Raw genomic sequence first — 23,204 nt, 5'->3', positions numbered from 1 at the left:
CCCGTTTTTCATACGATGGGATGCGTTCACCGAACTAAAAGGAGAGACCCCTTGACTAAGAACTTGCAGCAGCTTCTCGACGAAGGCGTCGACGGCCGCCACGTCCTCGTTCGTTCCGACTTCAACGTTCCGCTCGACGAGAACGGCAACATCACCGATGCCGGTCGCATTGACGCGTCGCTGCCTACGCTGAAGGCGCTTCTCGACGGCGGCGCGAAGGTCATCGTTATGGCACACCTCGGCCGCCCGAAGGGCGAGGTGAACCCGAAGTTTTCTCTCGCACCGGTTGCAGAGGCACTGTCGGAACGTCTCGGGCAGTTTGTCCCGCTGGCAGGCGACGTCAGTGGCGAGGACGCCCACGAGCGTGCCAACGGCCTGACCGAGGGCGAGATTCTGCTCCTGGAGAACGTCCGTTTCGATCCGCGCGAGACTTCAAAGGACGAGGCGGAGCGCGCGGAGTTCGCAGCCGAGCTCGCTGCGTTGGCGGCTGACAACGGCGCGTTCGTCTCTGACGGTTTCGGCGTTGTGCACCGTGCCCAGGCGTCCGTGTACGACGTTGCGAAGAAGCTGCCGGCGTACGCAGGCTTCCTCGTCGATAAGGAAGTAGAGATCCTGTCTGCGGTCAAGGACAAGCCAGAGAACCCCTACATTGTGGTGCTCGGTGGCTCGAAGGTGTCCGACAAGCTCGGTGTGATCGAGGCGCTTGCAGAGAAGGCAGACAAGATCATCATCGGTGGTGGCATGTGCTTCACCTTCCTTGCGGCCCAGGGCCACAACGTGCAGAAGTCGCTGCTGCAGGACGACATGATCGATACCTGCAAGGAGCTCATCGCACGTTTCGGCGAGAAGCTGCTTCTGCCGGTTGATGTCGCTGCGGGTGCTGGCTTTGACAAGGACACCGAGAAGAAGGTCGTCGGTCTGGATGAGATTCCGGAGGGCTGGATGGGCCTGGATATCGGACCGGAGACCACAAAGAACTACGCCGAGGCAATTAAGGGCTCCAAGACGGTGTTCTGGAACGGCCCCATGGGTGTGTTTGAGTTCCCGAACTTCGCCGACGGCACCAAGGCAGTGGCTGAGGCAATGATCGCAGCGACGAAGGACAACGGTTCCTTCACGGTTGTCGGCGGCGGCGACTCGGCGGCATCCGTGCGCACTCTGGGCCTCGACGAAGAGGGCTTCTCCCACATTTCGACCGGCGGTGGCGCTTCCCTCGAATTGATTGAGGGTAAGGACCTGCCTGGCGTTTCTGTTCTGCAGTAAGGAGGTCTATCCATGGCACGTACACCACTCATCGCGGGCAACTGGAAGATGAACCACGATCACCTTGAAGCGATCCAGAGCGCGCAGAAGCTTGTCTTCGCGTTCCCGAAGGATGGTTACGAGGTAGTCGATATCGCCCTGACTGTCCCGTTCACAGACCTTCGTTCAATCCAGACGTTGGTGGAAGGCGACAAGCTCCAGATCACCTACGGCGCGCAGGACGTGTCTGAGCACGACAACGGCGCGTACACCGGCGACATTTCTGCCGCGATGCTGGAGAAGCTCGGCTGCACCTGGGTGGTCGTCGGCCACTCGGAGCGTCGCGAGTACCACGGCGAAACCAATGAGCAGGTCGCTGCCAAGGCGAAGAAGGCCCTTGAACACGGCATCACGCCAATCGTCTGCGTCGGCGAGCCACTCGAGGTCCGCGAGGCGGGCGACCACCTCGACTTCGTGGTCAAGCAAACGCGTGAGTCGTTAGCTGGTGTGGATGCGTCCAAGGTCGTCATCGCCTACGAGCCCGTGTGGGCAATCGGTACTGGCAAGGTAGCCTCCGCCGCGGACGCCCAAGAGGTCTGCCACGGCATCCGTGAACTTGTCCGTGAGCTTGCGGGCGACGACGCAGCCGAGCAGGTCCGCATCCTCTACGGCGGTTCGGTGAAAACGGACACCGTCGCAGAGATCGTGGGCCAGCCCGACGTCGACGGTGGACTCGTCGGCGGTGCCTCCTTGGATGGCCAGGAGTTTGCGAAGCTTGCCGCCGCTGCCGCGAACGCGTCGATGTAAGGTCCCACCAGAAAGTGGTGTAGGCTCAACAGAGTTTGCACCAATGTGATTTGGAAAGGTATCGCAGATGGCTCTTGCTCTCGAGATCGTGCTGGTGATTTCCGCGATCCTCATGACCGTGTTCGTCTTGCTGCACAAAGGCAAGGGCGGCGGTCTGTCCAGCCTCTTCGGTGGCGGCGTTCAGGCGAACCTGTCCGGCTCCACCACCGTGGAGCGCAACCTGGACCGCGTGACCGTGCTGATGGCGATCATCTGGATCGCCTGCATCATCGGTCTGAATCTGATCCAGACGTTCGCGTCCTAACAGCGAATTAGTTCAACGGTCCTGCTGCATCCTCGGTGATGCGCAGGACCGTTTCTTTACGCCCAACTGCGCCGGCGACCGGCCAATCCTGAGCTGCCGTAACACCGTCACCTGCGTGGGAGGCAGCCTCGGCTTTCTCTGCGCCGGAAACGAGCAACCACACACGGTCGGCTGACTGGACCGCAGGCAGGGTCAGGGTCGCCCGCTCGGCTGGTGGCTTGGGGGAGTCAGTAACCGTGACGACCATGGCATCATGTTCGCGCACGGCGCTGGTGTGAGGGAACAGCGAGTTGATGTGACCCTCGCCGCCCATACCGAGCAAGTGGAGGTCGAAGCCATCCGGCGCAAACTCCGCTAAGGCTGCTTCATAACGCGCTACCGCGGCATCCATGGGCCCACCGTCCAACCCGTAGCCGTGGATGTTCGCTTCGGGTATGTCGACATGGTCAAGCAACGCCTCCCGGGCCTGGCCCTCGTTGGACTCGGGGTGGTCTACCGGTACGTTGCGTTCATCGCCGAAAAATATGTCTACGTTTGCCCAGTCGATCGCTTCGGTGCGCAGACGTCGCAGGAGAGCGATGCCCGCGGTTCCGCCGGTCAGTACCACTCGAGCGCGGCCGTCGCCTGAGCGCTGAGCGTCGCGGATGACGGCCGCAACGTCGGCGGCGGTGTCGTCGATAAGAGCCTCGAGATTCGGATAAATCATGCGTGTCGTACCTTTCCTAAGCCGTTCAAAGCGTTGCCGTAGATGGCATCGGGACCGAGGTGGCGAAGTTCTTCGGCAAGACATTCGGCGTCAGTGCGCTCACCCATTGCGACGCGCGAGTCAGCCATGTCTGGTACCGAAATGCGTACCGTGTACTCACCCTCAGCAACGACTTCAACATCGCCGCCGTCAGTGTGGATGATGGTGTGGGCGATGGGGAAGCCGGAGATATGCTCATCGCAACGTGTTACCTCCACATCGAGGCTGTCAGCGAGCCAGCCGGCCGCAAGATCCACGCTGGGGTCTCCAGGAGCACCGGCGACCTCTGCACCCGTGATTGTGTGCTCAGGGAACCGGTCAAGCGCCGAAGCGAGAATTCCCCTCCAGGGAGTGATTTGAGACCACAACATATCGGAATCGCCGGGCGTATAGCCTGCCGCCAACTCCGCGAGCGATCCATCGCGGCTCGCACCACGAATGTTGGTAATGCGACGTTGCGCAATGCGTCCCAACTGCTCTTCGGCGGGCCGTTTTGGAGCAGCGCCTGGCCAATATGAGACAACGGGGGTGTCGGGAAGCAGAAGGGGTGTCACCACCGCACCGAGGTGCTGCGTCAATTCCCCGCGCAGATGCATGACGACGACCTCGGAGGCGCCTGCGTTAGACGCAACCATCACTTGGGCGTCGAGACGCGATTCCTTAGCCGGGTCGCCGGAGACCAGCACGAGTACACGTGCTGGGTGCTCGAAAGAGGCGTCCCGGAGGGTGGACAAGGTGTCGTCGAGAAGCTCGCTGTCTTCATCTACCGCAACCAAAAGCGTCAGGACGCGACCGGTAGCTAGCGAATGGCTCTCGCGCACGCGTGCGAGTGACGTCTCAATCAGTTTCGTGGTGGTGTTAGGAAGATCGATGATCATACGTCGAACCCTTTCTGCTCCGTTACGGACGACGCCACGCCCGGCCCTCGCGGGCAAGCATCTCATCAGCGGACGCAGGACCCCAGGTGCCTGCCTCATAGTCGTCAGGGGCGCCATGTTCCGCCCAGTAGTCCAACACCGGATCCAGAATCTGCCAACTGCGCTCCACCTCGGCGTTAGTGGGGAACAGGCTGGACTCGTCAAGCAGCGCATCAAGGATGAGACGCTCGTACGCCTCTGGGGACTGTTCCGTGAACGCCTCCGAGTAGTGGAAATCCATGTTCACGTCCCGAAGCTCCATACCCGGGCCGGGGACCTTCGAACCGAAGCGCATGAGAACACCTTCGTCGGGCTGGACGCGGATGACCACTGCGTTGTTGGTCAGCAAATCCGTCTGGCCTTCTGTAAACGGCTGGTACGGGGGTTGTTTGAAGACAAGCGCGATTTCGGTCACCCGTCGGCCTAGGCGCTTGCCGGTGCGCAGATAAAACGGCACACCAGCCCAACGTCGCGACGCGATTTCTAGCGTGCATGCTGCGTACGTCTCAGTTGTCGAATTCGGATCGAATCCGTCTTCCTCCCGCAGCCCTACGACGCGTTCAGAGCCCTGCCAACCCGCGGTGTACTGGCCGCGTGCCGTCGTCTCAGAGAACGGGCCGACAGCGGTGGTGGCACGAAGCACCTTAAGCTTCTCCGCGCGCAGCTGCCGTGGCGAGAACGATGTCGGCTCCTCCATGGCAACCAACGCGAGCAGTTGAATCAGGTGGTTCTGGATAACATCGCGCGCTGCGCCGATGCCGTCGTAGTAGCTCGCCCGACCACCGAGGCCGATGTCCTCGGCCATGGTGATCTGCACATGGTCGATGTAGTGCGAGTTCCACACGGGCTCGAAGAGCTGGTTAGAAAAGCGCAGGGCCAAAATATTTTGGACGGTTTCTTTGCCCAGATAATGGTCGATGCGGAACACGGAGCGCTCGTCGAACACGGCGCCTACCACCTCGTTGAGCTGGTGTGCTGACTGCGCGTTGTGCCCAAATGGCTTCTCGATGATCACGCGCCGCCACTCGCCTTCACCTGCGTGGGCCATACCGCTGCGATCAAGTTGGTGGATCACATCCGCGAAAAAATCGGGAGGTACCGACAGGTAGTACGCCCAGTTGCCAGCAGTGCCGCGTTCGGCGTCACTGCGTTTCAACGTGGCCGCAAGGGCGTCGAAGGCGTCGTCGTCATCAAAGTTGCCCTTGACAAACTGAAGACCTTCAGCGAGGCGCTGCCACACATTCTCATGAAAGCTAGTGCGCGCGCCCGCATCGATTGCTTCACGGACATAGGCCTGAAAATCAGCCTGTGTCCAGTCCCTCCGCCCGTAGCCGACGAGCGTGAACCCGCCGGGGAGCAGACCGCGATTCGCTAGATCATAGATCGCGGGAAGAAGCTTTTTGCGGGCCAGATCGCCGGTCACACCGAAGATAACCATGCCGGAAGGTCCGGCGATCTTGGGCAGCCGCTTGTCCTCAGCGGAACGGAGTGGGTTAGTCACATTAGGCGAGTTTAGCTTTCATCGAATCGAGCAGCTCCTGCCACGCGTCCACAAACTTCTCTACGCCTTCGCGCTCTAGCGTGGCGACGACATCCTCAACGTCAATGCCAACCTCACGCAGCGCCGCAAACACCTCGCGGGAGACAGCCTCGGTGCCGGTGAGCGTGTCGCCGTGCACACCGCCATCCGCGAGCACCGCGTCAAGAGTCTTCTCCGGCATCGTGTTTACAGTATCCGGTCCGGCCAGCTCCGTGACGTACATCGTCGCAGGGTACTCAGGGTTCTTCACACCCGTTGACGCCCAAAGCGGGCGCTGCTTGTTCGCGCCGTTAGGCAGTTCGTCGATGAGCTCCGCCTCGAACTCCTTTTGGAACAGCGCATACGCCAAGCGGGCGTTCGCAATGCCTGCCTTGCCACGAAGCCCGAGAGCCTCGTCGGTGCCGATGACCTCGAGGCGCTTGTCCACCTCGCTATCCATACGGGATACGAAGAACGATGCCACCGAATGGATAGTACTGACATCGTGGCCGTTCGCAGCAGCCTGACGGATGCCTTCCTTGTACGCGTCGATGACCTGCTGGTAGCGCTCTACCGAGAAGATCAGCGTCACGTTGACCGAAATGCCTTCGGCGAGGGCGGCGGTGACGGCCGGAAGCGACTCGTCGGTTGCGGGAATCTTGATCATCAAGTTCTCCCGGTCGACCTGATTCCAGAGCTCCTTCGCCTGCGCGATGGTCTTTGCTTCGTCAGCCGCGTAGCGAGGATCTACTTCAATGGACACGCGACCGTCCTTGCCACCCGTTGCCTCGAACGTATCGCGGAACAGGTCGCACGCATCTTGAACGTCCTTGACGCTCATTGCGTAAACCGCTGCATCAGCAGCAGATCCAGCAGCCTTCAACTCGGCGAGTTGCTCGTCGTAGTGTGTGCCCGAGCTCATCGCCGCAGCGAAGATCGCCGGGTTAGTGGTTACGCCGACAATCGATTTCGATGCCTTCACTTCAGCGAGGTTGCCGGTAGCAATGCGTTCACGCGACAGGTCATCCAGCCACGTTGACGTGCCTACGTTGTACAGATCGTCGATAGCAGTCATGCACTCCTACTTTCCGTCGCCGCGGGTTGGTTCGGACTCGGTGTCGCCAACACGCTGGCTCGTTGGCACGCTGCGGCTATCTCGCACGCATGCAAGAGTCTCGCGGGCGACGCGGACAACGTTGTCGGTGGTGAAACCAAAGCGTTCGAAGAGCTCCGCGCCCGGGGCAGAAGCACCGAAGTGCTCCAGCGACACAGCGCGGCCGAACTCGCCGAGGAAGCGGAACCACGGCATGGAGGTTGCTGCCTCGACAGACACACGGGCCTTGACCTCGCGAGGCAAAACAGCGTCGATGTAGTCGTCGTCCTGTTCCATGAACCAATCAATGGACGGCACGGAAACCACACGCGTTGCGGTGCCATCTTCCTCGAGCACCTTGGCGGCCTCAACCGCGTACTGCACCTCGGAGCCGGTCGCCATGATGATCAGGTCCGGAGTCTCCTTCGAACCCTCAACCAGGACGTAAGCACCGCGGGCGACACCGTCGAACGCCTTCTCCTTGGTGCCCTCGAGCACCGGCAGGTTCTGGCGCGACAAGGCCAGGGCCTTCGGCTGTTCCTTCGCCTCGAGTGCGGCGATCCACGCAGCAGAAGTCTCGTTCGCATCTGCCGGACGAATCACGGCAACGTCCGGGATGGCGCGCAGCGCAGCCAGAGTCTCCACCGGCTGGTGAGTTGGGCCGTCCTCGCCGAGGCCGATCGAGTCGTGCGTAAACACGTAGTAACCATCGATGCCGGACAGTGCGGCAACGCGGATGGCGGGGTAGAGGTATTCAGAGAAGATGAGGAAGGTGCCACCGTATACGCGAGTGCCACCGTGCAAGGCAATGCCGTTCATGACAGCGCCCATCGCGTGCTCACGAATACCGAAGTGGAGGTTGCGGCCGTACGGGTTCGCCGTGAACATCTCCGTAGAGATCGACTCAGGACCGAACGACGGCTCGCCCTTAATGAGGGTGTTGTTGGAACCAGCAAGATCCGCAGAACCGCCCCAGAGCTCAGGCAGCATAGCGGCCGCAGCCTGGATCGCAGCTTCAGAAGCCTTTCGGGTAGCTAGGCCCTTGGCATCCGGTTCCCAAGTGGGGAAGTCCTTCTTCCAATCCGCAGGCAGCTCACGGGCAGTGAGGCGATTCAGCAGCGCCTTGCGTTCCGGGTTTGCCGCAGCCCAGGCGTTGAACTTCTCATCCCACTGGGCACGCTTTTCGGCTGCGCGCTCACGCAGCTTGCGGGTGTGGTTGATCACTTCGGCTTCCTCAGGGAAGTGAACGTCGGTATCGAAGCCGAGTTCAGCCTTCACCGCAGCTACCTCGTCCGCGCCGAGAGCTGCGCCGTGGATAGCACCAGTGTTCATCAGGTTCGGGGCCGGGTAGCCGATGACGGTCTTCACACGGATAATGGTCGGCTTCGTGGTGTCGGCCTTCGCCTCTGCGACGGCTGCTTCGATTGCCACGACATCCTCGCCGGACTCGACGGTCAGCGTCTGCCAACCGTAGGCCTCGTATCGCTTCATCACGTCTTCGGTAAATGCGATTTGGGTGTCGTCCTCAATGGAGATCCGGTTGTCGTCCCAGAACAAGATGAGGTTGCCCAGCTGCTGGGTACCTGCAAGCGAAGATGCCTCTGCGGTAACGCCTTCTTGGAGGCAGCCGTCGCCAGCGATGACATAGATGTAGTGATCGAACGGGGACTCGCCAGCAGGCGTCTCAGGGTCGAAGAGGCCGCGCTCTCGTCGAGAAGCCATTGCCATGCCCACAGCGGAGGCAAGGCCCTGGCCGAGTGGACCCGTAGTGATCTCCACATGGTCAGTGTGGTTGTACTCCGGGTGCCCCGGCGTCTTTGCACCCCAGGTGCGCAGATCCTTCAAGTCCTGCAGCTCGAGGCCGAAACCACCGAGGTAGAGCTGCACGTACTGGGTCAACGACGAGTGGCCGTTGGACAACACGAAGCGGTCGCGGCCAACCCAATCCTTGTCGGACGGGTCAACATTCATCACACGCTGGAACAGGGTGTAGGCGAGCGGCGCCAGGGACATCGCCGTACCCGGGTGTCCGGACCCGCAGTTCTCCACCGCGTCGGCCGCCAGCACGCGGGCGGTATCAACCGCGCGGGTGTCAGTATCGGTCCAATCCGACGGGTAGTTGCGGACAGTCATGGCTTGCAGCTCGGGTGGCAGCGTCACTTCATTCCTCGCTTAAGTTGAGTCTGATGAGGTCTCCCAAGAGCATACTGCGTGACCCTTATGGCGTGTTCGATTCGTGCCTACAGTGGGGGAACGGCTACCATCGTCCAAAGGTATGAGTGCCCTGCGCCACCTGAAGAATAAAAAGGAGAGAGTTGTTGGAGACCATTAAGGCATATTTCGCGTTGACGAAGCCGAGGGTCATTGAACTACTCCTGGTCGCCGCAATCCCGGCGATGCTCCAGGCTGACCGCGGCGAAGTTCACGTTTGGCTCGTCTTCGCAACTCTCCTCGGAGGCTGGATGGGTGCCGGCGCCGCAAACACGTTCAATATGGTGGCCGACTACGACATCGACCAGAAGATGGGGCGTACGCGCGCCCGCCCGCTGGTCCGTCACAAGATCACCAAGCAAAAGGCCGCCATCTTTGCATGGGCACTGCTGATCATCAGTGTGCTGTGGCTTGGTTTGCTCTGTAAGTCCTGGTTGGCGGCGTTCTTCATCATCTTGACCAACGCGTTCTACATCTTCGTCTACACGAAGTGGCTCAAGCGCCGCACGTGGCAAAACGTGATTTGGGGCGGCGCGGCTGGCTGCATGCCGGTGCTCGTCGGTTGGGCCGTGATCCGCGACAACGTCACCGACGGAACGCCAGACCACTGGTGGCAGGCCATCGTGATGTTCCTGATCATCTTCTTCTGGACACCACCGCACACCTGGGCGCTAGCAATGAAGTACAGGGAAGACTACGCGCGTGCGAATGTGCCGATGCTGCCGGTGGTGGCCTCGCCAGAAGAAACCAGCCGTCAGATCGTGCTGTACTCCTGGCTGACCGTCATTGTCTCGTTTGGCCTCGTGCCGGCTGCGTCGTGGATTTACCTCGTGATTGCCGTGGTATCCGGTGTCGCATTCCTCGTCATGGCGACCAAGCTGCACAACGGCATCGTCCGTGGCGAGAAGGTCAAACCGCTGAAGCTGTTCATCTTGTCGAACAACTACCTCGCGGCCCTGTTCCTCGGTCTGTCCTTTGACGCCGTGCTTGGCTGGGAGACTATCGGAGAACTGCTCTTTTAATCCCGCTCGATCTTGAGCACCACAGAACCTGTGGTCTTACGCGCCTGCAGATCCTCATGGGCTTTGCGGGCGTTCTTGAGCTCATACGGCGGGTGGACGCGCATCCGGACGGTACCGTCCTCGATAGCACGGACAACTGCCTGTGCGCGCATGAGGAACTCCTCGTCTGTGGCAACGTAGTGCTTCAGCGAGGGGCGGGTGAGGAACAGCGCTCCGTGCTGGTTCAACTCTTGAATCTTGAACGGCTCCACGTCGCCCGACGCGGAACCGAAGGAGCACACGAGGCCGCGCGGACCTGTGACCTCAAGGGCAAACTGGAAAGTGTCCCTGCCAACGCCGTCGTAGACCACGTTGACGCCCTTGCCACCGTTGGCTTCCTTGATTTCCTCTGCGAGAGCGGAGCCCTTGTCTCCGTATCGGAACACCTTGGTCGCTCCGGCTTTGTACGCGAGATCCTCTTTCTCGTCACTAGAAACAATCGAATAAACCGTGGTTTCGAGCGCCGCAGCCATCTGGGTCAGGATAAGGCCGACGCCACCGGCGCCAGCAGTGATGACCATGGTGTCTCCCGGCCTGGTATCTCGAACACCGTGGAGAAGGTAGTGCGAGGTCATCCCCTGTAGAAGCATGGATGCCGCAACCTCGGGCTGCACGCCTTCCGGCACTGCGACGAGACGGTTGCGGTCGACGGCAACCTTCTCTGCGTAGGACCCTGGAGCGTCGTGCCAAGCGACGAGCGTACCCGGCGCGATTTCCCCCAATGGGTCGTCGACCACTCGGCCGCAACCTTCGGTGCCGGGGACGTAGGGAGGCTCAGAGGCGTACGTTCCGGAGCGGAAGTACGTGTCTATGTAGTTGACGCCGGCATAGTCGACGTCGATAAGCAATTGCCCCTCGCCTGGAACGGGATCGGCGATCTCGGTGTATTCGAGTACCTCCGGGCCGCCATGTTTGGTAACAAGAATTGCCTTCATGTCACACTAGCGTAGGCAAACGACGCTTTCCGTGTGCGAAAAGGAATGCACTAAATGCCACGACCGTTGATGACATGCCGATGTGGACTGGGATTGTCCAGCGTGGAACACCCATCCTGAACTGGATGACGCCGATGGCCCACTGCACAAAAATCAATGCAATGAGCACCCAGACGGTTCGTTTTGCGTCTGCAGGGGCATCAGAGCGACGCAAGATGAAAGCGACGACGAAGGTTGCGATGAGGTAGACGTACATGCAGATGGCGTGGACATAGGCGAGCATCCGGGTGTCGAGGTCGAGACGACCTTCCATGCCAACACCGGAATCACCCGAGTGTGGACCCGAGCCGGTAACCATAGTGCCGGTAACGAGGACAAAGCAGAGCGCGACGGCGGCGATGACGGTCCAGGTCTGAGCATGCGCGGGAAAGCGGCGCGTCGGATCGGCCGCATCGGTTTCTGCGATGCGCATGTAGAGCACTGCCGCAACCCACACGAGCAGCATCGACGGCAGGAAGTGCACCGCGACGGACCACCATTGCAGGTCGAGGCGTACTGAAATGCCGCCGATGACGGCCTGGACAACAACGCCGAGGAAGGAAACCCAAGCCATCGTCTTGATTGCGTCGCTGCGCTTCGCTTTGTATACCGCAATTAGGACAAGGACTGCGGCAGCGGCGACGACGAAGGCGAGCAGGCGGTTACCAAACTCGATTGTCTGGTGAATCCAAGGTGCAGCGCCCGCAACCGGCACGAGTGAGCCCTCGTGGCACAGCGGCCAGGTGTCGCAACCGAGACCGGAACCGGTCACGCGGACAAGCGAGCCGGTGACCGTAATGCCACCTTGGCAGATGAGCAGCACCATGCCGAGAACGCGCTGCAGGTGGAGTGAGGGATCTTCCCAGGCCTCTTTGAAACGGCTTTGGGACTTTGGTTGGGCAGTGGTGGTCGACAAAACTTCTCCAACTTTCGGATGAATAACGGCTTGAGTGTATCGCGGTTAGTCGTCAAAGCGGAACAGGCGCACCGCCCCGATGATCGCTAGGACAGTCCATACTGCGAGCGAGACCCAAGCCGACACGTTAAAACGCAGGTCAACAGCATCTGCCAAAGCGCCGGCTAGCGCGACCGTGGGCACAGCATTCCAAACACCGGCACTAGAAAGGTCTCCGGAATAGACCACCCATCCAACGATGCCCATGAACGCAATCCAGATCAGGTTTGCCAGCGCAAGGACTAGCTCGGAGCTCAACGTGCCGCCCATCAGTAGTCCCATGGCGGTAAACGCCGCCACGCCGAACAGCAGGGTAATCAGGCCGAATCCAGCGCCTGCGACCGAAACTCGCCAGCCCAGGTACAGGGCAATCGCGCCGAGGACGACGATCTGTACCAAAACGGTGGCGAGAACACCGAAGATTTTCCCGGCGACGATGGTCCATGGTGGCACGCCCGAGGCGCCCACGCGCTTGAGCGCTCCGTATCGACGATCAAACGCAAGGGCAATCGCCTGGCCCGTGAAGCCAGCCGAGGTAGCAGCAACAGCAAACACCATCGGAACGAGTGCGTTGAAGTCGGTGTCGTCGCCAAACATCGGCATGTGCGTGGCTGCGATGAGCACCGCAGCAGGGATGATGAGGTTGACGAGGAGCTGTTCGCCGTGGCGCAGCATCAGCCTTGCTTCAACGCGGCCTTGTGCCAGTGCCATCTGTGCAAGTGATGCACGTTGCGGGTTCGGCGTGAAAATACCAGGGGTAAGAGCTCGGTCGGTGGTCTGGGCTTGCGTAGTCATTGCGTTAGCTCCTCAACTCTCGTCCGGTGATATCCAAAAAGACGTCCTCAAGGTCGCGGTGCGACATCGACAAATCCCGGATCAGCACGTTTTGCTGGGCAGCACTTCGCGCAAGCGCTTCGATGACGGCCGGGGAACCGGCGCCAAGAATTCGGTAGCGCTGAGGGCTGACTGCCTCGGCGGTAATGTCGAGCGCTCGGAGTTCGTCGTTAAGCAGGTGCACATCGAGCTTACGGTCCGTGCGGACAGCAACAACCGGGTACTCCTCATGACTGGTCAACTCCGCTGGGGAGCCTTGGGCGACGAGTTTGCCATGGTCAATGATCGCAACGTCGTCGGCGAGCGTTTCCGCTTCGTCCATCAAGTGGGTGGTAAGGAGCACAGTGGTGCCGTCACGCTTCATCGCCTGGATGATGTCCCATACTGCGAGGCGCGACTGGGCATCCATGCCTGCAGTGGGTTCGTCGAGGAAGATTAGTTCTGGGCGACCAATCATCGCGAGCGCGAGCGACAGTCGCTGCTGTTGGCCGCCCGACAGGCGGCGGTACGTGGTCTTCGCTACGCCTTCAAGCCCGAGCAGCTCTATAAGCCAGTCCGGGTCGTGAGGATTGGTGTTGTACCGCGCAGCGAGCTGCAGGATCTCGCGAACCTTCAACGACGCATAGGATCCGCCCCCTTGCAGCATGATGCCGATGCGGTCACGGACCTTCTGCGGTTGCGTAACAGGGTCGATGCCAAGCACCCGGATAGACCCGGAGGTTGGTGTGGTAAACCCCTCGCACATCTCAATCGTCGTCGTTTTGCCGGCACCATTCGGGCCGAGCAGTGCCAAAAGTTCACCACGTCGCGCGGTAAACGTCAGCCCGTCGACAGCCCGCTTTTCGCCGTACTCCTTGACGACATTGTCGACTTCAAGAGCAAGATCACTCATGGCCGATCAGTCTAGCCCGCGGCCCCGCCAGTACCGGAAACCCAACCAGGCAACAAGCACTAACGCAGCGAACGCAACAGCAGCTGACCCGTAGATTGTCACCACAGCAAACGGCGGCAGTGCCAGCCCGCGCGGGAGCACGAGGAAGCTAAAAACCGCGCTATAAGACGCCACAATCACCCGGAAAAAGAACCGGTTCGCCCAGGCCGCTAGCGGCAAGATCGCCCAGAGCGGATACCAGGGGTGCACCACCGGGAACAGGATCACGAGCACCAGCATGGATACGCCGAGCCCGCCAACGGGGTGGATCGTGCCTTTAAACGTTGCCCACAACATTCGCACCGCGAACGCCGCCGCGACGGCGAGCCCTGCGCCACGCGTAATGACGAGTATCGCCTCGGTCTGATCGCCAAGTCCCAGCAGCATCCCAATGAATCCACTGATGACGCCGATGTCGGTGGTCAGCGAGAGCCAACTGCGTATCGACGCAGCACCGCCCTGTCCCGTCACCCACCCGAACCCGATGCCGGTACCGAGGGAGACGAGTGTGATCGTCGCTAAGAAAATAAGCGTTTGCACGGCGACTGCCCGCGCAATGGAGCGCACCGTAGAGACTCCCTTGAGGTGAAAACTGCGCGCGAGCGCCATGCCAATAAACCCCAGCGGGATGAACCCGGTCACCTTCACCAACCCCGCACAGGAGAGGAGGGCGCCCGATGCTATCAGGGTGATCCAGGTACGGAACGTTGCGTCGCCAGTTCGGATCGGATCGACTGCTCTGAGCCCGAGCTCGAGGCCGACGAGGACGAAGCCGACCAGTAACGCCTCGTTGTGAATACCTCCGACCAGGTGCAGGATGGTCAGTGGGTTGAGCAGGCCGAGCCACAGCGCAGCCGAGGCGTTGACGCCACACCGTTGCGCAAGGGCGCGCAGCCCCCACGATGCTGCGAGCAATCCCGCGACAGAAAGCACACGGTGCAGGAAGACCCCCCAAAACACTGCATCGGCGGTAGCAATGGAAATTAACGCCGCGATGCCGAGTGCGACCGGCCCGTACGGGCTTGGAGAGTGCGCCCAAATGAACGGCACAGATCTGGCCAGTGGGTGGTCGACGCCGAGGATCTCTACTGGCCCGGCGGCGTACGGGTCAAGGCCCATGCGCACAATCGCGCCGTTAGCCAAATAAGAATAAATGTCCTGAGTGAACAGGGGCGCGGTCAACATTAATGGCAGCACCCATGCGACGAACGTGCGCTGCAGCGCCGGTGCTCCGATGCGTGGTGCGTGCCCACCTGCGCCGACAAACGGCGCCATAATCAGCCATGACGCGACAAGCATGCCCACGCCGATGAGCACGATGGCGTTAGAAGCCAGCATCATTCGGCTCATGGTCGCCCCAAAGGGGAAGGCGAACCACGGATTATCGACGACTGGGAGCGCCCCGCCACCTAAACCACCGAGCGCGATGAGACACGCGCCCAGGGCTCCGAGCCAGCGCAAAAGGAAAAACCGGTCCCGCTCCCGATAGGACGGTTGTGGAATGGACGAAACGCCATCAAACCCGGGCGACGGATTGTGCAGTTCCGAGGAACGCGAACCCGGCCGCCCCATGTGGGGAAACTCCGCAAGGACCGCACGGCCAGGACGCCGCAGACGCGGCAATCTCGGCGAGCGGGGAGGCTGGGCAGTCACGTCGCTAGAGCTTACTTGGTGCGCGCCACGCCAAGGAGACCCGCTTCGGCGGGAATAATTACGACACACTAGTGTTGTGTAAAGGCGAGCAGAGAGCCAAGGAAAGGGGTTGCATGGTGGCAGAGAAAGACACTGCATACCGCGTGAACGGAACAACCCGTTCGCAGGTGATGTCTATCCTGCTCAAACAAGGGCCCGTTGCGGCGGCCGAAATCGGCACCGAGCTTGGACTTTCGCCCGCCGGCGTACGACGCCATCTGGACAAACTCGTTGAAGAAGGGATGGCAGAAACCTGCCCGCCGCGTGCGGTAGCAGGGGATCAGGCATCCCGCGGCCGTCCGGCAAAGCACTTCCAGCTCACCGTCAAGGGCAGGGAAGAGTTCGGTACGAGCTACGACACCATCGCACTTGAGGCCGTTGATGTGATCGAATCTATCGGCGGCGAGGAAGCAGTGCGTGAATTCGCTCGCAGGAGGGCCGAACGCATCTTCGCAGATGTCCAGACTGGTGCTGACAGTGACGACCCGGAAGCAGCAGTGCAAGCTGTTGCTGCCGCGCTCGAAGCCCACGGATACGAGCCCACCGTCAGGCGTACGCCAGCAGGTATCCAACTGTGCCAACACCACTGTCCAGTCTCCGCGGTAGCGGCTGAGCATCCAGAATTGTGCGAGGCGGAACACGAGGCCATTGCGCGCATCGTCGATACGCATGTGCAACCGCTCGCCCTTATTGTGGACGGACACGGCATCTGCACGACTAACATCCCTCTCGCCCCAAAGGCGGGAAACGAAACGAAAGGAGCGGCTGACAATGACTGAAGCGAAGCCAACGCCAGGTCTTGAAAAGCCGATGAACGACGACGAGATCATCGAGTCCATCGGCGCTTACAACTACGGCTGGCACGACTCCGATGTTGCCGGCGCATCCGCGCGACGCGGCCTCAACGAGGACGTTGTCCGCGACATTTCCGGCATCAAGGAAGAGCCGGAATGGATGCTGAACCAGCGTCTCAAGGCGCTCGAGATCTTTGAAAAGAAGCCGATGCCGACCTGGGGCGCAGACCTCTCCGGCATCGACTTTGACAACATCAAGTACTACGTCCGCTCCACCGAGAAGCAGGCGACCTCCTGGGAAGATCTGCCGGAGGACATCAAGAACACCTACGACAAGCTGGGCATCCCCGAGGCAGAGAAGCAGCGCCTCGTTGCAGGCGTTGCAGCACAGTACGAGTCTGAGGTTGTCTATCACCAGATCCGCGAGGATCTGGAGGAAAAGGGTGTCATCTTCGTCGATACTGACACCGCGCTGCGTGAGCACGAGGACCTGTTCAAGGAGTACTTCGGCTCCGTCATTCCAGCCGGCGACAACAAGTTCTCCGCGCTGAACACCGCAGTGTGGTCTGGTGGCTCCTTCATCTACGTCCCGCCGGGGGTCCACGTGGACATCCCGCTGCAGGCCTACTTCCGCATCAACACCGAGAACATGGGCCAGTTCGAGCGCACGTTGATCATTGTCGACGAGGACGCGTACGTGCACTACGTCGAGGGCTGCACCGCCCCGATCTACAAGTCGGACTCCCTGCACTCCGCGGTGGTGGAAATCATCGTGAAGAAGGGCGGCCGCTGCCGCTACACCACCATTCAGAACTGGTCGAACAACGTCTACAACCTGGTCACCAAGCGTGCCAAGGCTGAAGAGGGCGCGACCATGGAGTGGGTCGATGGCAACATTGGCTCCAAGGTGACCATGAAGTACCCGGCCGTCTGGATGACCGGTGAGCACGCCCGTGGCGAGGTGCTCTCCGTCGCCTTCGCAGGTGAGGGCCAGTTCCAGGACACCGGTGCGAAGATGACGCACATGGCTCCGCACACGTCGTCGTCGATCGTGTCCAAGTCCGTCGCCCGCGGCGGTGGCCGTGCCGCATACCGTGGCTTGGTCCAGGTCAATGCCAATGCGAACGACTCCGCATCCAACGTTGAATGCGACGCGCTTCTGGTCGACAACATTTCCCGCTCGGACACGTACCCATACAACGACATTCGTAACGATCGTGTCACGCTCGGCCACGAGGCGAAGGTGTCCAAGGTTTCCGAGGACCAGCTGTTCTACCTCATGTCCCGCGGCATCGCCGAGGAAGAGGCAATGGCAATGATCGTGCGCGGCTTCGTCGAGCCGATCGCCAAGGAGCTGCCAATGGAGTACGCCCTCGAGCTGAACCGTCTCATCGAGCTGCAAATGGAAGGATCGGTGGGCTAAATGGCTGAAACCGTCAAGAACGCCACCACACACAACAACAAGGGCGACCTGTACTCCTCCTTCAACGTTGAGGATTTCGACATCCCCGGCGGCCGCGACGAAGTCTGGCGCTTCGTCTCCCTACGTCGCCTGCGCGGCCTGCACAACGGCCAGTTCGCGCCGCAGGCTCCCGCCCAGATCACAGTTGACGCTCCGTCTGAGGTCACCGTTGAGCAAGTTGCGCTTGACGACGACCGCGTGACCGCCGCCGGAGCCCCCGTCGACCGCATCGCCGCCCAGGCGTGGACCTCCTCCGAAAACGCCACCCTGGTATCGGTGCCAGCAAACGTCGAGCTCAACGACACAATCACCATCACTGTGACCGGTGCAGGCGCAGACGTCACGACGTTTGGCACCATCGTTGTCGAGACCGGCGCAAACTCCGGCGCAACCGTGCTGGTGCGCTACGAGGGATCCGGTACTCACGCCGACAACGTCAACTGGGTCATCGGCGAGGGCTCCCGTGTGAACGCCGTCATCGACGCCAATTGGGATCTTGATGCGGTGCACGTTGGCCAGCAGGCGATCGTCGTCAAGCGAGATGCAACCCTGCGCCACCATGTCGCCACCTTCGGCGGCGAGGTCGTGCGAATCTCCCCACGCGTGTCCTTCGAAGCACCGGGCGGCGACGCCGAACTGACCGGCGTGTACTTCGCCGACGCTGGCCAGTACATCGAAAACCGCCTGCTCGTCGATCACGGTGTACCGAACTGCCGCTCCAATGTGCTCTACAAGGGCGCCCTCCAAGGCGACAAGGCCTCCGGCTTGCCCGAGGCACGCACCTGCTGGGTCGGCGACGTGCTCATCCGCGCGGAGGCGCAAGGCACTGACACCTACGAAACCAACCGCAACCTGGTGCTTACTGACGGTGCACGCGCCGACGCGATCCCGAACCTGGAAATCGAAACCGGCGAAATCGCTGGTGCAGGCCACGCAGCAACCGTCGGCCGCTTCGACGACGACCAGCTGTTCTACCTGCGCTCCCGCGGTATCCGCGAGGAAGACGCCACCCGTCTGATCATCCGTGGCTTCTTTAACGAGGTCCTCAACCAGATCCCAATCGAGTCGGTCCGTGAAGACCTCATCGCCCGCGTCGCCGGCGAACTCGAGCGCAACGAAAACTAAAAGGAGCTTCTATGTCCACCCTCGAAATTAAGAACCTGCACGCCAACGTCCTTCCGTCCGAGGAAGGCCAGGAGCCGACGCCGATCCTCAAGGGCGTCAACCTGACCATTAAGGGCGGCGAAACCCACGCCATCATGGGCCCCAACGGCTCTGGCAAGTCCACCCTTGCCTACACCTTGGCCGGCCACCCGAAGTACGAGGTAACCGAAGGCGAGGTTCTCCTCGACGGCGAGAACATCCTGGAGATGGATATCGACGAGCGCGCACGCGCAGGCCTCTTCCTTGCCATGCAGTACCCGGTCGAGGTACCAGGCGTGTCCTCCTCGAACTTCATGCGCTCCGCTGTCACCGCAGTGCGCGGTGAGGCTCCGAAGCTGCGCGAGTGGGTTTCCGAGCTCAACGCCGCCCGCGAGGCACTCCAGATGGATGCTTCCTTCTCCGAGCGTTCCGTCAACGAAGGCTTCTCCGGTGGCGAGAAGAAGCGCCACGAGGTCATGCAGCTTTCCCTGATGAAGCCGAAGTTCGCCGTCATGGATGAGACCGACTCCGGCCTCGACGTCGACGCGCTTCGCATCGTCTCCGAGGGCATCAACCGCTACCAGGACGAAACCGGTGGTGGAGTGCTCATGATTACGCACTACAAGCGCATCCTGAACTACGTCAAGCCGGACTTCATCCACGTCTTCGCGGACGGCAAGATCGTCAAGACCGGCGATGCTTCCCTCGCTGATCAGCTCGAGGCCGAAGGCTACGAGAAGTTCATCTAATGACGCTCGACGTAACTGCAATCCGGCAAGAGTTCCCGATCCTGGGGCGCACCGTGCGCAGCGGAAAGCCGTTGGTGTACCTGGATTCGGGGGCGACGTCGCAACGCCCGCAGCGGGTATGGGACGCCGAGCGTGATTTCGTACTCGGCTGCAACGCCCCCGTGCACCGCGGTTCATACCTTCTCGCAGAGGAGGCGACCGATGCATACGAATCGGCGCGAGAGGCGATCGCGGCGTTCGTAGGCGCGCGTAACGACGAGATCGCGTTCACCAAAAACGCCACCGAAGCCCTGAATTTGGTTGCGTACGTCTTAGGCGACTCGCGGGCGGGCTCGCTCGCGGTCGGGCCCGAGGACACGATCGTGATCACCGAGCTCGAACACCACGCAAACTTGGTGCCATGGCAGGAGCTCGCCCGTCGCACAGGCGCGACGTTGAAGTGGTACAAGATGACCCCGGACGGACGCATCGACCTTGACTCGCTCGAGCTCGACGACTCCGTCAAGGTCATCGCCTTTACCCACCAGTCGAACGTCACCGGTGCGGTTGCAGACGTCGATGAGATGGTGCGCCGCGCCAAGGCTGTCGGGGCACTGACTGTGCTCGACGCCTGCCAATCGGTGCCCCACATGCCCGTGGATTTCCATGCCCTTGACGTAGACTTTGCTGCCTTCTCCGGGCACAAGATGTGCGGCCCCAGTGGTGTGGGTGCGGTGTACTCCAAGCACCTCAACGAACTGCCGCCCTTCTTGACCGGTGGCTCCATGATCGAGGTCGTGCGCATGGAAGAATCCACCTTTGCGCCCGCCCCGCAGCGCTTCGAGGCGGGGACCCAAATGACCTCGCAGGTCGTCGGGCTCGGCGAGGCAGTGCGTTTCCTCACCGAGATCGGAATGGACGAGATCCAAGCCCACGAGCATGAGCTCACCGCGTACGCCCTGGAGCAGATGCAGGCGATCGACGGGCTGCGCATCGCTGGCCCGCTGACGGCGGAGAATCGCGGTGGCGCGATCTCGTTCACTGTCGACGGCGTCCACCCGCATGACTTGGGCCAGGTGCTCGATGCTGAAGGTGTTGCGATCCGCACCGGCCACCACTGTGCGTGGCCGGCCCACCGGGGCCTCGACCTGCAGTCGACCTCGCGGGCCAGCTTCTACCTGTACAACACTCTCGACGAGGTAGACACCCTGGTGGCCTCTATTGCCAAGGCGAAGGAGTTTTTCGCACGATGAACCTCGAATCCATGTACCAGGAAGTCATCCTGGACCACTACAAAAACCCGCAGCACGCCGGGCTCCGCGAGCCTTATGAGGCGGAGGTGCACCACGTCAACCCGTCCTGTGGCGACGAACTGACGCTGCGTGTTCACCTGTCCGAAGACGGCTCCACCGTCGAGGACGTTTCCTATGAAGCAGTTGGGTGTTCCATCTCGCAGGCTTCGACCTCCGTGATGGCTGAGGAGGTCATCGGGCTGCCGGTTGCTGAAGCAATGAAGAAGCTCGAAGCTTTCGACGAGATGATCACCTCCCGCGGCACCCTCGAAGGCGACGCGGAAATGATCGGCGACGGCGTCGCCTTCTCGGGTGTGTCGAAGTTTCCGGCTCGCGTCAAGTGCGCGCTGCTCGGCTGGAAGGCATTCCAGGCGGCAACGTCGGATGCATTGGAAGAAAAGGAGTAACTGTGACCGAATCGAACAAGCAGTCCGAGCGACCACAGCAAACCGAAGAGCAACTCAAGTTGGTCGGTGAAGTAGAGGAGTACCTCCACGACGTCATCGACCCGGAGCTGGGTATCAACGTTGTTGACCTCGGCCTGGTCTACGACCTGTGGATCGAGGAGCGCGAGGGCACAACCGTCGCGGTGCTCAACATGACGCTCACCTCGCCGGCGTGCCCGCTCACCGACGTGATCGAGGAGCAGGCCACCAATGCGGTGGTGTCGAACACCGCGGTCGACGAGCTCGAACTCAACTGGGTATGGATGCCGCCGTGGGGCCCGCAGTTCATCACGGAAGAGGGCCGCGAGCAGCTGCGTGCGCTTGGCTTCGCTGTCTAGACATCTATCTTGATCTTTCCCCGTCACGGATTGACTGTGGCGGGGAATTTTCGTTTAGGGGTGGTTGATAGAGTGGTGCCCCGTGATTGTTACGAATGATCTCGAGGTCCGCGTCGGGGCACGCACGCTTCTCGACGCACCAGGCCAGCACCTTCGCGTCCAACCCGGCGATCGCATCGGCCTAGTCGGCCGCAACGGCGCCGGCAAAACGACGACGATGCGCATCCTGGCGGGGGAGACCGAACCCTACGGTGGCTCGGTGACTCGGGCTGGCGAGATCGGCTACCTCCCGCAGGATTCCAAGGAAGGCGACATCGAGCAGACCGCCCGCGACCGTGTGCTCTCCGCCCGTGGGCTTGATCAGATTCAACGCTCCATGGCGAAGCAGCAGAAGATCATGGAGGAGACCGACGGGGCGGAGCGTGACAAGGCGATTGCGAAGTTCTCTCGCCTGGAGGAGCGCTACCAGGCCCTTGGCGGTTACGAGGCCAACGCTGAGGCGGCGCAGATCTGTGACAATTTGGGGCTGCCGGCGCGGGTGCTTGATCAGAAGCTCAAGACGCTTTCGGGTGGCCAGCGTCGCCGCGTCGAACTGGCCCAAATCTTGTTTGCCTCCCGGCAGGGATCGGGTAAGTCGAAGACGACGCTGCTCCTCGACGAGCCCACCAACCACCTCGACGCCGACTCCATCACCTGGCTGCGTAACTTCCTGTCCAAGCACGAGGGCGGGTTGATCATGATCTCGCACGACGTTGAGCTTCTCGACGCCGTCTGCAACAAGGTCTGGTTCCTCGACGCCGTCCGCGCGGAGGCCGACGTGTACAACATGGGCTTTTCCAAGTACAAGGACGCACGCGCCCTCGACGAGGCCCGGCGGCGCCGCGAGCGCGCCAACGCGGAGAAGAAGGCCTCGGCCCTGCAGAAGCAGGCCGCCAAGCTCGGCGCGAAAGCCACTAAGGCGGCCGCGGCGAAGCAGATGCTGGCGCGTGCCGAGCGCATGATGGGGGAGCTCGACGAGGTCCGCGTCGCCGACAAGGTCGCCTCCATCTCGTTCCCTGAGCCGGCGCCGTGCGGCAAGACCCCGCTCTTCGGCAAGGGGTTGACAAAGATGTACGGCTCGCTCGAAGTCTTCGCGGGCGTCGATCTTGCGGTGGACAAGGGATCCCGGGTGGTCGTTCTCGGCACGAATGGTGCGGGCAAGACTACTTTGCTCAAGCTGCTCGCCGGGGTGGAGCGCACCGACGGGGAGGGTGGCGTCGTCTCCGGCCATGGCCTCAAGATTGGCTACTTTGCCCAGGAGCACGACACGATCGACGGCTCCAAGTCGGTGTGGGAAAACACGATCGAGGCTTGCCCCGACGCTGGCCAACAGGACCTGCGTGGGCTGCTTGGTGCCTTCATGTTCTCCGGCGACAAGCTCGATCAGCCGGCGGGCACCCTTTCTGGTGGCGAGAAGACTCGCCTAGCGCTGGCGACGCTGGTTTCCTCGCGTGCGAACGTGTTGCTTCTCGACGAGCCCACCAACAACCTCGACCCACAATCCCGCGAACAGGTCCTCGATGCGCTGAAGACGTACACGGGAGCGGTGGTGCTGGTCACCCACGATCCGGGTGCGGTGCGGGCGCTCGAGCCAGAGCGGGTCATCATCATGCCGGAGGGCGATGAAGATATGTGGAGCGACGAGTACATGGAGATCGTCGAGCTGGCTTAGCAATT

At 61.4% G+C, this 23,204-nt stretch carries 22 protein-coding genes; 12 read left to right on the top strand and 10 right to left on the bottom strand.

The window, feature by feature from the left end; translation table 11 throughout:
• Window positions 1-51 precede the first annotated feature (51 nt).
• The 3 genes from pgk to secG all read left to right on the top strand — a co-directional run bounded on the left by pgk (window position 52) and on the right by secG (window position 2,353).
• A complete protein-coding gene (pgk, locus tag HMPREF2656_RS13465) occupies window positions 52-1,263 on the top strand; it encodes a phosphoglycerate kinase (RefSeq protein ID WP_371440657.1) in 1,212 nt (403 codons plus the stop codon).
• A gap of 12 nt (window positions 1,264-1,275) precedes the next feature.
• Window positions 1,276-2,049 (top strand): triose-phosphate isomerase, encoded by a 774-nt coding sequence (tpiA, locus tag HMPREF2656_RS13460; protein ID WP_070615009.1) that lies wholly within the window; start codon window positions 1,276-1,278, stop codon window positions 2,047-2,049.
• A 67-nt stretch (window positions 2,050-2,116) separates the two neighbouring features.
• The gene (secG, locus tag HMPREF2656_RS07015) at window positions 2,117-2,353 is read left to right on the top strand and encodes a preprotein translocase subunit SecG (RefSeq protein ID WP_070423126.1); all 237 of its coding nucleotides are present in this window, start codon (window positions 2,117-2,119) and stop codon (window positions 2,351-2,353) included.
• A gap of 7 nt (window positions 2,354-2,360) precedes the next feature.
• On the opposite strand, the gene pgl is transcribed toward secG, so the two are convergent.
• From pgl to tkt, 5 genes are read right to left on the bottom strand one after another with little or no spacing between them, the layout of a single operon-like run.
• Complete coding sequence (gene pgl, locus HMPREF2656_RS07010; protein ID WP_070816209.1) at window positions 2,361-3,059, bottom strand: 6-phosphogluconolactonase; 699 nt, start codon at window positions 3,057-3,059, stop codon at window positions 2,361-2,363.
• Window positions 3,056-3,976, bottom strand: a complete 921-nt coding sequence (locus HMPREF2656_RS07005) for a glucose-6-phosphate dehydrogenase assembly protein OpcA (RefSeq protein WP_070816208.1) — start codon at window positions 3,974-3,976, stop codon at window positions 3,056-3,058. The genes pgl and HMPREF2656_RS07005 overlap by 4 nt, the downstream gene beginning before the upstream one ends.
• A 22-nt stretch (window positions 3,977-3,998) precedes the next feature.
• A complete protein-coding gene (gene zwf / locus HMPREF2656_RS07000) occupies window positions 3,999-5,516 on the bottom strand; it encodes a glucose-6-phosphate dehydrogenase (protein ID WP_070816207.1) in 1,518 nt (505 codons plus the stop codon).
• 1 nt (window position 5,517) lies between these two features.
• A complete protein-coding gene (gene tal / locus HMPREF2656_RS06995; RefSeq protein ID WP_070816206.1) occupies window positions 5,518-6,609 on the bottom strand; it encodes a transaldolase in 1,092 nt (363 codons plus the stop codon).
• Window positions 6,610-6,615: 6 nt separating this feature from the next.
• Window positions 6,616-8,787 carry a transketolase gene (tkt, locus tag HMPREF2656_RS06990; RefSeq protein WP_371440656.1) on the bottom strand — a complete coding sequence of 724 codons (2,172 nt, stop codon included), beginning with the start codon at window positions 8,785-8,787 and terminating at the stop codon, window positions 6,616-6,618.
• 155 nt (window positions 8,788-8,942) lie between these two features.
• Between tkt and HMPREF2656_RS06985 the strand changes: the two genes are divergently transcribed.
• On the top strand, window positions 8,943-9,860 hold the full coding sequence (locus HMPREF2656_RS06985) for a heme o synthase (RefSeq protein WP_288870091.1): 918 nt from the start codon (window positions 8,943-8,945) through the stop codon (window positions 9,858-9,860).
• On the opposite strand, the gene HMPREF2656_RS06980 is transcribed toward HMPREF2656_RS06985, so the two are convergent.
• The 5 genes from HMPREF2656_RS06980 to mptB are packed head-to-tail and all read right to left on the bottom strand — an operon-like array spanning window position 9,857 to window position 15,165.
• Complete coding sequence (locus HMPREF2656_RS06980; RefSeq protein WP_070816205.1) at window positions 9,857-10,834, bottom strand: quinone oxidoreductase family protein; 978 nt, start codon at window positions 10,832-10,834, stop codon at window positions 9,857-9,859. The two genes, HMPREF2656_RS06985 and HMPREF2656_RS06980, sit on opposite strands and share 4 nt — an antisense overlap.
• 1 nt (window position 10,835) lies before the next feature.
• Window positions 10,836-11,789, bottom strand: coding sequence for a COX15/CtaA family protein (locus HMPREF2656_RS06975; protein WP_070615015.1), 954 nt, complete (start codon window positions 11,787-11,789; stop codon window positions 10,836-10,838).
• Between the two features lie 45 nt (window positions 11,790-11,834).
• Window positions 11,835-12,623, bottom strand: a complete 789-nt coding sequence (locus tag HMPREF2656_RS06970) for an ABC transporter permease (protein WP_070423134.1) — start codon at window positions 12,621-12,623, stop codon at window positions 11,835-11,837.
• A gap of 4 nt (window positions 12,624-12,627) precedes the next feature.
• Window positions 12,628-13,554, bottom strand: coding sequence for an ABC transporter ATP-binding protein (locus tag HMPREF2656_RS06965; protein WP_070615017.1), 927 nt, complete (start codon window positions 13,552-13,554; stop codon window positions 12,628-12,630).
• A 6-nt stretch (window positions 13,555-13,560) separates the two neighbouring features.
• Entirely contained in the window at window positions 13,561-15,165 is a 1,605-nt protein-coding gene (mptB, locus tag HMPREF2656_RS06960; RefSeq protein WP_141761050.1) for a polyprenol phosphomannose-dependent alpha 1,6 mannosyltransferase MptB, read from the bottom strand.
• Window positions 15,166-15,359: 194 nt separating this feature from the next.
• On the opposite strand from mptB, the gene HMPREF2656_RS06955 reads away from it, so the two are divergent.
• From HMPREF2656_RS06955 to HMPREF2656_RS06920, 8 genes are all read left to right on the top strand, one after another.
• Window positions 15,360-16,064: a helix-turn-helix transcriptional regulator gene (locus HMPREF2656_RS06955; protein ID WP_070770989.1), complete on the top strand. Its 705-nt coding sequence runs from the start codon at window positions 15,360-15,362 to the stop codon at window positions 16,062-16,064.
• Window positions 15,955-17,502, top strand: a complete 1,548-nt coding sequence (sufB, locus tag HMPREF2656_RS06950) for a Fe-S cluster assembly protein SufB (RefSeq protein WP_371440655.1) — start codon at window positions 15,955-15,957, stop codon at window positions 17,500-17,502. The genes HMPREF2656_RS06955 and sufB overlap by 110 nt, the downstream gene beginning before the upstream one ends.
• Window positions 17,503-18,666, top strand: a complete 1,164-nt coding sequence (gene sufD, locus HMPREF2656_RS06945) for a Fe-S cluster assembly protein SufD (RefSeq protein ID WP_070423139.1) — start codon at window positions 17,503-17,505, stop codon at window positions 18,664-18,666.
• Between the two features lie 11 nt (window positions 18,667-18,677).
• Entirely contained in the window at window positions 18,678-19,433 is a 756-nt protein-coding gene (gene sufC, locus HMPREF2656_RS06940; protein WP_070451435.1) for a Fe-S cluster assembly ATPase SufC, read from the top strand.
• Window positions 19,433-20,665 carry a cysteine desulfurase gene (locus HMPREF2656_RS06935; RefSeq protein WP_070816203.1) on the top strand — a complete coding sequence of 411 codons (1,233 nt, stop codon included), beginning with the start codon at window positions 19,433-19,435 and terminating at the stop codon, window positions 20,663-20,665. The genes sufC and HMPREF2656_RS06935 overlap by 1 nt, the downstream gene beginning before the upstream one ends.
• Window positions 20,662-21,111: a Fe-S cluster assembly sulfur transfer protein SufU gene (gene sufU / locus HMPREF2656_RS06930; RefSeq protein ID WP_070484813.1), complete on the top strand. Its 450-nt coding sequence runs from the start codon at window positions 20,662-20,664 to the stop codon at window positions 21,109-21,111. The genes HMPREF2656_RS06935 and sufU overlap by 4 nt, the downstream gene beginning before the upstream one ends.
• A 2-nt stretch (window positions 21,112-21,113) precedes the next feature.
• On the top strand, window positions 21,114-21,488 hold the full coding sequence (locus HMPREF2656_RS06925; RefSeq protein WP_083292061.1) for a metal-sulfur cluster assembly factor: 375 nt from the start codon (window positions 21,114-21,116) through the stop codon (window positions 21,486-21,488).
• A gap of 82 nt (window positions 21,489-21,570) precedes the next feature.
• Window positions 21,571-23,199 carry an ABC-F family ATP-binding cassette domain-containing protein gene (locus HMPREF2656_RS06920; protein ID WP_070484812.1) on the top strand — a complete coding sequence of 543 codons (1,629 nt, stop codon included), beginning with the start codon at window positions 21,571-21,573 and terminating at the stop codon, window positions 23,197-23,199.
• Window positions 23,200-23,204 lie beyond the last annotated feature (5 nt).

This window comes from Corynebacterium sp. HMSC034B08, assembly GCF_001835805.1.
Taxonomy (GTDB): Bacteria; Actinomycetota; Actinomycetes; order Mycobacteriales; family Mycobacteriaceae; genus Corynebacterium; species Corynebacterium coyleae.
The sequence above is the reverse complement of the archived record's forward strand: the minus strand, read 5'-3'. Positions and strand labels throughout refer to the sequence as shown.

Excerpts from the sequence above, each read along its gene's own strand:
- tpiA (WP_070615009.1), top strand. The coding sequence starts at position 1,276 with ATGGCACGTACACCACTCATCGCGGGCAACTGGAAGATGAACCACGAT.
- secG (WP_070423126.1), top strand. The coding sequence starts at position 2,117 with ATGGCTCTTGCTCTCGAGATCGTGCTGGTGATTTCCGCGATCCTCATG.
- pgl (WP_070816209.1), bottom strand. The coding sequence starts at position 3,059 with ATGATTTATCCGAATCTCGAGGCTCTTATCGACGACACCGCCGCCGAC.
- HMPREF2656_RS07005 (WP_070816208.1), bottom strand. The coding sequence starts at position 3,976 with ATGATCATCGATCTTCCTAACACCACCACGAAACTGATTGAGACGTCA.
- tal (WP_070816206.1), bottom strand. The coding sequence starts at position 6,609 with ATGACTGCTATCGACGATCTGTACAACGTAGGCACGTCAACGTGGCTG.
- HMPREF2656_RS06980 (WP_070816205.1), bottom strand. The coding sequence starts at position 10,834 with ATGAAGGCAATTCTTGTTACCAAACATGGCGGCCCGGAGGTACTCGAA.
- HMPREF2656_RS06970 (WP_070423134.1), bottom strand. The coding sequence starts at position 12,623 with ATGACTACGCAAGCCCAGACCACCGACCGAGCTCTTACCCCTGGTATT.
- HMPREF2656_RS06965 (WP_070615017.1), bottom strand. The coding sequence starts at position 13,554 with ATGAGTGATCTTGCTCTTGAAGTCGACAATGTCGTCAAGGAGTACGGC.
- mptB (WP_141761050.1), bottom strand. The coding sequence starts at position 15,165 with ATGGGGCGGCCGGGTTCGCGTTCCTCGGAACTGCACAATCCGTCGCCC.
- HMPREF2656_RS06955 (WP_070770989.1), top strand. The coding sequence starts at position 15,360 with ATGGTGGCAGAGAAAGACACTGCATACCGCGTGAACGGAACAACCCGT.
- sufB (WP_371440655.1), top strand. The coding sequence starts at position 15,955 with ATGTGCAACCGCTCGCCCTTATTGTGGACGGACACGGCATCTGCACGA.
- sufD (WP_070423139.1), top strand. The coding sequence starts at position 17,503 with ATGGCTGAAACCGTCAAGAACGCCACCACACACAACAACAAGGGCGAC.
- sufC (WP_070451435.1), top strand. The coding sequence starts at position 18,678 with ATGTCCACCCTCGAAATTAAGAACCTGCACGCCAACGTCCTTCCGTCC.
- HMPREF2656_RS06935 (WP_070816203.1), top strand. The coding sequence starts at position 19,433 with ATGACGCTCGACGTAACTGCAATCCGGCAAGAGTTCCCGATCCTGGGG.
- sufU (WP_070484813.1), top strand. The coding sequence starts at position 20,662 with ATGAACCTCGAATCCATGTACCAGGAAGTCATCCTGGACCACTACAAA.